A 7,408-nucleotide genomic window follows, 5' to 3' on the forward strand; every position below is an offset into this window, starting at 1 on the left:
GACCGGCGCCTCGCGGGAGGCCGGTCCACCGGGCCCCTCGGGTCGCGGCGAAGCCTGGCGTTGCATAGCCATGCAGATTGATGCATACTATTGCCATGTCCAAGGTTCTCACCTCCCTTCCCGTCGGCGAGCGCGTCGGCATCGCCTTCTCCGGTGGTCTCGACACCTCCGTCGCGGTCGCGTGGATGCGTGACAAGGGCGCGGTCCCCTGCACGTACACCGCCGACATCGGCCAGTACGACGAGCCCGACATCGCCTCGGTGCCCGGGCGCGCCAAGACCTACGGCGCCGAGGTGGCCCGTCTGGTCGACTGCCGCGCCGCGCTGGTCGAGGAGGGGCTGGCCGCGCTCACCTGCGGCGCCTTCCACATCCGCTCCGGCGGCCGGGCCTACTTCAACACCACCCCCCTGGGCCGCGCGGTCACCGGCACCCTCCTGGTGCGGGCGATGATGGAGGACAACGTCCAGATCTGGGGCGACGGCTCCACCTTCAAGGGCAACGACATCGAGCGGTTCTACCGCTACGGCCTGCTGGCCAACCCGCACCTGCGGATCTACAAGCCGTGGCTGGACGCCGACTTCGTCACCGAGCTCGGCGGCCGCAAGGAGATGTCGGAGTGGCTCGTCGCCCACGACCTCCCCTACCGGGACTCCACCGAGAAGGCGTACTCCACCGACGCCAACATCTGGGGCGCCACCCACGAGGCGAAGACCCTGGAGCACCTGGACACCGGCGTCGAGACGGTCGACCCGATCATGGGCGTGCGCTTCTGGGACCCGTCGGTCGAGATCGCCCCCGAGGACGTCACGATCGGCTTCGAGCAGGGCCGCCCCGTCACGATCAACGGCAAGGAGTTCGCCTCCGCCGTCGACCTGGTCATGGAGGCCAACGCCATCGGCGGCCGCCACGGCCTGGGCATGTCCGACCAGATCGAGAACCGGATCATCGAGGCCAAGAGCCGCGGCATCTACGAGGCCCCCGGCATGGCGCTGCTGCACGCCGCCTACGAGCGCCTCGTCAACGCCATCCACAACGAGGACACCCTCGCCCAGTACCACAACGAGGGCCGCCGGCTCGGCCGCCTCATGTACGAGGGCCGCTGGCTGGACCCGCAGGCGCTGATGATCCGCGAGTCGCTCCAGCGCTGGGTCGGCGCCGCCGTCACCGGCGAGGTCACCCTGCGGCTGCGGCGCGGCGAGGACTACTCGATCCTCGACACCACCGGCCCCGCCTTCAGCTACCACCCGGACAAGCTGTCCATGGAGCGCACGGAGGACTCCGCCTTCGGCCCGCTGGACCGGATCGGCCAGCTGACCATGCGGAACCTGGACATCGCCGACTCCCGCGCCAAGCTGGAGCAGTACGCCGGCATCGGCCTCATCGGCACCGGCGGCCCGGCCATCGGCGCCGCGCAGGCCGCCGCCACCGGCCTCATCGGCTCGATGCCCGAGGGCGGCGCCGAGGTCATCGCCTCGCGCGGCGAGACCCCCGACAGCGAGGAGACGGCGCTCGACCGCGCCGCCATGGAGACCGGCACCGACTAGGCACCGGCGACCCGTACGACACCCGAGGAGGGGCGGCCGACGCCGCCCCTCCTTCGCGTGCCGCCGTTCCTCCCCGTCCGCAGGCCCGCGCCGGTGTTCCCGGTGAGCGGGAAACGGCTCCTGCGCCGGGCCGCCCCCGCCTGCGAGGCTCCCCTCCGTCGTGGATCCACACAAGGAGGTCGTGACGGATCATGAGGGGCGCCGAAACCCTGGCCCGGCTCGCGGACTGGGCAGCCCAGGCCTACGGAGACGAGGAGGCCCTCGTCTCCGGCGGGGACCGCTGGTCCTTCCGCGAGCTGCGCGACCGCGTCGACGAAGCCGCGCGGGCGGTGATCGCGCGAGGGGTGCGCCCCGGCGACGCGGTCGCCGTGTGGGCGCCGAACAGCGCCCACTGGGTGGTGGCGGCGCTCGGCGCGGTGGCCGCCGGGGCCGTCCTCGTCCCCGTCAACACCCGCTACCGGGCGGCCGAGGCCGCCGACATCCTGCGCCGCTCCCGCACCAGGCTGCTCTTCACCGAGCACGACTTCCTGGGCACGGACTACCGCGCGCTGCTCGCCGACTCCGGCGAGGAACTCCCGCTCCTGGAAGGGACGGTGGCCCTGCACACCGGGGACTGGCAGGAGTTCCTGGCGGCCGCGGGCGGGGTGACGCCGGCGGAGCGGCTGGCCCGCTCGGCCGCCGTCCGCCCCGACGACCCCGCCGACGTCCTCTTCACCTCCGGGACCACCGGCCGGCCCAAGGGCGTCCCCGCCACCCACGGACAGAACCTGCGGGTGTACGACGCCTGGGCCCGCACGGTCACCCTGCGGCGCGGCGACCGCCACCTCCTGGTGAACCCGTTCTTCCACACCTTCGGCTACAAGGCGGGCGTCCTCGCCTGCCTGCTGCGCGGGGCGACGATCGTCCCCGAGCCGGTCTTCGACGCCGACACGGTCCTGCGGCGGATGCGGGACGAACGGATCTCGGTCCTCACCGGGGCGCCCACCGTCTTCACCTCGCTCATCCACCACCCGGCCCGCGCCGCGTACGACCTGGGCGCGATGCGCATGGCCGTCACGGGCGCGGCGAACATCCCCACCGCGCTCATCGAGCAGATCAGGACCTGCCTCGGCGCCCGGTCCGTCTCCACCGCCTACGGCCTGACGGAGGCGACGGGGGTGGTCGCGATCTGCCCGCCGCACGAGCCGCCCGAGACGCTCGCCCACACCTCCGGCACCGCCCTGGAGGGCACGGAGCTGCGCGTCGACGCACCGCCCGGCGAGCCCGGCGAGATCCTGACCCGCGGCTTCCACGTGATGCGCGGCTACCTCGACGACCCCGGGGCCACGGCCGAGGCGGTGGACGCGGACGGCTGGCTGCGCACCGGCGACGTCGGCGTGCTCGACGCCCGCGGCTTCCTGCGGATCACCGACCGGCTGAAGGACATGTTCGTGGTCGGCGGGTTCAACGTGTACCCGGCGGAGGTCGAGCAGGTCCTGCGCGGCCATCCGGCCGTCCTGGACGCGGCGGTCGTCGGCACGCCGGACGGACGGCTCGGCGAGGTCGGCGTCGCGTACTGCGTCCCCGCGGACGGCGCCCGGATCGACCCCGCCGAACTGACCTCGTACACCCGTGAGCGCCTGGCCAACTTCAAGGCCCCACGCGCCTTCCACTCGCTCCCGGCCCTCCCGCACAACGCGGCGGGGAAGGTCGACAAGGGCGCCCTGCGACGGCTGGCGGAGAACCCCGCCGGCGGATGAGGAGCACGCACGTGAACGACAGCACCACCACCTCCACCGACGTCGACGCGATCGTCGTCGGGGCGGGTGTCACCGGCCTGTACGCGGTGCACCGGCTGCGCGGCCTCGGCTACCGGGTGCGCGGCTTCGAGCGCGGGGACGACGTCGGCGGGGTCTGGTACTGGAACCGCTATCCGGGGGCCCGCTGCGACGTGGAGTCCGTGGACTACTCGTACTCGTTCGACGAGGAGCTCCAGCAGGAGTGGGACTGGAGCGAGAAGTACGCCGCCCAGCCGGAGATCATCCGCTACCTCGGCCATGTGGCCGACCGCTTCGACCTGCGCCGCGACTACTCCTTCGCCACCTCGGTCGTCTCGGCGGAACTGGACGAGACGACGCTGACCTGGACGGTCCGCACGGACCGGGGGGAGACGGTGACGGCCCGCTTCTGCGTCCTCGCGGTCGGCTGCCTCTCCGCCACCCACCACCCGTCCATCCCGGGCGCGGAGCTGTTCGCCGGGGAGACCCACCACACCGGGGCGTGGCCGCACGAGGGCGTCGACTTCACCGGCCGGCGCGTCGGCGTCATCGGCACCGGTTCCTCCGGCATCCAGGCGGTGCCGCTCATCGCCGAACAGGCGGCGCACCTGACGGTCTTCCAGCGCAGCGCCAACTACAGCGTCCCGGCGGGCAACCGCCCGCTGGACGAGGGGACCCGCGCGGCGCAGAAGTCCGGGTACGCCGAACGGCGGCGCCTCTCGCGGCTGAGCGGCGGCGGATCGCCGCACCGGGCCCGGACGTCGGGAACCTTCGAGGTGTCCGAGGAGGAGCGGCGGGCCGCGTTCGAGGAGCGCTGGCGGCTGGGCGGGGTGCTGTACTCCAAGACCTTCCCCGACCAGCTCACGGACCCGGCGGCCAACGACGCGGCGCGCGCCTTCTGGGAGGAGAAGGTCCGGGCCGTGGTCGAGGACCCGGCCGTCGCCGACCTGCTGGTCCCCACCGGCCACCCGATCGGCACCAAGCGGATCGTCACGGACTCCGACTACTACGCGACCTTCAACCGTCCCGACGTCCGGCTCGTCGGGCTGCGCGACAACCCGATCGACCGGATCGAGAGCCGGGGCGTCGTCCTGGCCGACGGCACCCTGGTGGAGCTGGACGCGCTGGTGTTCGCGACCGGCTTCGACGCGATGACCGGCGCGCTCGACCGGATCGGGATACGGGGGCGCGGTGGACGGCTGCTGCGGGACGAGTGGGCCGCGGGGCCCCGGACGTACCTGGGGCTCGGGGTGGACGGCTTCCCGAACCTGTTCAGCCTGACCGGGGCGGGCAGTCCGTCCGTGATGGCCAACGTGGTGCTCTGCGCCGAGCAGCACGTCGACTGGCTCGTCGCGTGCCTGCGCCACCTCGACGCGCACGGCCACCGGGCGATCGAGGCCCGGCCCGAGGCCGTCGGGAAGTGGGTCGCGGAGTGCCGCGACCGGGCGGCGGCCACCCTCTTCCCGGCGGCGGACTCCTGGTACCTCGGCGCCAACATCCCCGGAAAGCCGAGGGTCTTCATGCCGTTCATCGGCGGCTTCGGGGTGTACGGCGAGATCATCGCGGGGGTCGCGGAGAACGGCTACGAGGGGTTCGACCTCATCGGGCCGTGACGCGCCGGAGAGACGGACGCGCCCCCTGTGCCCGCCGGTCGGGCGGGCACAGGGGGCGCGGGCGCGGGCCCGGAAGGCTCAGGAGGCGTCGAGCGCGGCCCGCAGCACGGCGAACGCGGTCGCGCGGGCTCCCGCGCCCTCGGGCAGGGCGCCGGCCATGGAGAGGAAGCCGTGGAACATGCCCGGGTAGTGGTGGGTCTCCACCGGCACCCCGGCGGCGGCGAGCGCCCGGGCGTAGGCGATCCCCTCGTCCCGCAGCGGGTCCAGGCCGGCGGTGACGACATGGGCGGGCGGCAGGCCGGCGAGGTCCGCGTGGGCGAGCGGCGCCGCGTGCGGGTGGGTGCGGTCGGCGGGGTCGGGGAGGTAGGCGTCCCAGTACCAGCGCAGGTGGTCGGCGGTGAGGAAGTACCCCTGGGCGTTCTCCCGGTGCGAGGGGCGCGAGCGGGTGGGGTCGAGCATCGGGTAGTAGAGCGCCTGGAAGGAGACGCGGGGGCCGCCCCGGTCGCGGGCGAGCAGGGCGACGACGGTGGCGAGGTGGGCGCCCGCGCTGTCCCCGGCGACGGCGAGCCGGCGGCCCGGGTGGCTCCCGGCGGTCCACAGCAGGGCGGTGTAGGCGTCCTCGGGGGCGGCCGGGAAGGGGTGCTCGGGGGCGCGCCGGTAGTCGGCCGAGACGACGGTGGCGCCGGTGGCGGCGGCGATGCTCCGGCAGAAGGCGTCGTGGCTGTCGAGGTCGCAGAGGACGAAGCCGCCGCCGTGGCAGAAGAGGATCACGGGGGCGTCCGCGCGGCCGCCCGGCTCGTAGACGCGGACGGGCACGCCGTCGGCGTCCGCGTCGGTGACGCGGGCGACGGGGAGCGGGGGGCCGGCGGGGCGGGGGCGGGCGGCGAAGAAGGCGCGCACCTCCGCGATGTCGGTCATGGTGGTGCCCAGCGGGGGGAACCGGTCGGAGGCCAGGTCGATGAGGGCCCGGACCTCGGGGGCGGGCAGGTTCACGCGTCCGTCTCCTTCGCGGTCAGGAGGGGCATCCGGCCGGCCGACGCGCCGCCGTCCACGGCGAGTTCGGCGCCGGAGAGGTACGAGGACTCGTCGGAGGCGAGGAAGGCGACGAGCCGGGCGACCTCCTCGGGCTCCCCCACCCTCCCGAGCGGTGCGGCGGGGTGGGAGGCGGTGCCGAGGTGGGCGGTCATGGCGGTGGCGATGGCGCCCGGGTGGACGGAGTTGACGCGGATGCCGGCCGGGCCGAGTTCGAGGGCGGCCGTCTTCGTCAGTCCGCGCAGTCCCCACTTGGCGGCGCCGTAGGCCCCGTGGCCCCAGATGCCCTGGAGACCGGCCTGCGAGGAGATGTTCACGATCGACCCGCCGCCGCTCGCGCGCAGCGCCGGGGCGGCGGCGCGGATGCCGAGGAAGGGGCCGACGAGGTTGACCCGGAGGAGGGCGTCGAGGCGGGCCGGGTCCTCGTCCTCGATGGGGGAGGTGGAGTAGACGGCGGCGTTGTTGACGAGGACGTCGAGCCGGCCGAAGGCGTCGAGCGCGGCGGCCACGGCGGCGCTCCAGGACGGCTCGTCGGTGACGTCGTGGTGGACGAAGCGGGCGGCGGGGCCGAGCGAGGCGGCGGTCTCCTCGCCCTCCGTCTCCCGCACGTCCGTGAGGACGACGCGGGCGCCGAGCGCGGTGAAGAGGCGGGCCTCCGCCTCCCCCATGCCGCGCGCGGCGCCGGTGATCAGCGCGACCTTGCCGGTCAGCTCGACGGGCATCAGCGGTCCTCCTGGAGGGGGTCGGTGGTGGGGCGCCCGGGCACGGGTCCGGTGGTCCAGCCGCCGTCGACGGCGAGTTCGGCGCCGGTGACGTACGAGGCGGCGTCGGAGAGCAGGAAGACGACGGCGCGGGCGATCTCCTCGGGTGCGCCGACCCTTCCCATGGGGGCGGCGGGGTAGCCGCCCTCGCCGGTGCCGAGGCCGAGGTGGGCGGTCATGGGGGTGTGGATCATGCCGGGGTGGACGGAGTTGACCCGGATGCGGTGGGCGGCGAGTTCCACCGCGGCGATCTTGGTGAGGCCGCGGACGCCCCACTTCGCCGCGCCGTATCCGGCGGTGCCGGCCAGGCCCATGAGGCCGGCGGCGGAGGAGACGTTGACGATCGACCCGCCGCCGCCCCGCCGCAGCGCCGGGACGACCGTCCGCAGCCCGAGGAAGACTCCGGTGAGGTCGATGTCGACGACCCGGCGGAAGGCCTCCGCCGTCTGCTCCTCCAGGGCGTGGGAACCGCCGGAGATCCCCGCGTTGTTGACCAGGCCGTCCACCCGCCCGAAGGCGGCGGTCCCGTACGCCACGACCGCCTGCCAGTCGTCCTCCGAGGTGACGTCGTGGCGGAGGAACCGGGCGCGGGGGGCCCGACCCGCCCCGGCCCCGCCCCCCCCCCCCCACCAGCGGGGGGGGGGGCGGGGGGGAAAAAAAAAAAAAAACAGCCCCCCACGAAAAAAAATGTTTAAAAAGGG

The 7,408-nt window shown here is 74.2% G+C and carries 5 protein-coding genes and 1 pseudogene; 3 read left to right on the forward strand and 3 right to left on the reverse strand.

Features of this window, described 5'->3' with window-relative positions:
* Positions 1-95: 95 nt before the first annotated feature.
* The 3 genes from argG (at position 96) to ACFQ8C_RS35825 (ending at position 4,914) form a co-directional block, all read left to right on the forward strand.
* Positions 96-1,544, forward strand: a complete 1,449-nt coding sequence (gene argG / locus ACFQ8C_RS35815; protein ID WP_383465980.1) for an argininosuccinate synthase — start codon at positions 96-98, stop codon at positions 1,542-1,544.
* A 191-nt stretch (positions 1,545-1,735) separates the two neighbouring features.
* Complete coding sequence (locus ACFQ8C_RS35820; protein ID WP_383465982.1) at positions 1,736-3,283, forward strand: FadD3 family acyl-CoA ligase; 1,548 nt, start codon at positions 1,736-1,738, stop codon at positions 3,281-3,283.
* A gap of 11 nt (positions 3,284-3,294) precedes the next feature.
* Complete coding sequence (locus ACFQ8C_RS35825; RefSeq protein WP_383465983.1) at positions 3,295-4,914, forward strand: flavin-containing monooxygenase; 1,620 nt, start codon at positions 3,295-3,297, stop codon at positions 4,912-4,914.
* A gap of 78 nt (positions 4,915-4,992) precedes the next feature.
* Here ACFQ8C_RS35825 and ACFQ8C_RS35830 read toward each other — a convergent pair whose 3' ends face one another.
* The 3 genes and pseudogenes from ACFQ8C_RS35830 to ACFQ8C_RS35840 all read right to left on the reverse strand — a co-directional run.
* Positions 4,993-5,907 carry an alpha/beta hydrolase gene (locus ACFQ8C_RS35830; protein WP_383465985.1) on the reverse strand — a complete coding sequence of 305 codons (915 nt, stop codon included), beginning with the start codon at positions 5,905-5,907 and terminating at the stop codon, positions 4,993-4,995.
* Positions 5,904-6,668, reverse strand: a complete 765-nt coding sequence (locus ACFQ8C_RS35835; protein ID WP_383465987.1) for a glucose 1-dehydrogenase — start codon at positions 6,666-6,668, stop codon at positions 5,904-5,906. Before ACFQ8C_RS35835 ends, ACFQ8C_RS35830 begins: the two co-directional genes overlap by 4 nt.
* Positions 6,668-7,303: pseudogene (locus ACFQ8C_RS35840) on the reverse strand (SDR family oxidoreductase); the annotation flags it as partial. The pseudogene ACFQ8C_RS35840 and the gene ACFQ8C_RS35835, both read right to left, overlap by 1 nt.
* Between the last annotated feature and the right edge of the window lie 105 nt (positions 7,304-7,408).

The sequence above is a fragment of the Streptomyces sp. NPDC056503 genome (assembly GCF_042794995.1).
GTDB lineage: Bacteria > Actinomycetota > Actinomycetes > Streptomycetales > Streptomycetaceae > Streptomyces.

Excerpts from the sequence above, each read along its gene's own strand:
- ACFQ8C_RS35835 (WP_383465987.1), bottom strand. The coding sequence starts at position 6,668 with ATGCCCGTCGAGCTGACCGGCAAGGTCGCGCTGATCACCGGCGCCGCG.
- argG (WP_383465980.1), top strand. The coding sequence starts at position 96 with ATGTCCAAGGTTCTCACCTCCCTTCCCGTCGGCGAGCGCGTCGGCATC.
- ACFQ8C_RS35820 (WP_383465982.1), top strand. The coding sequence starts at position 1,736 with ATGAGGGGCGCCGAAACCCTGGCCCGGCTCGCGGACTGGGCAGCCCAG.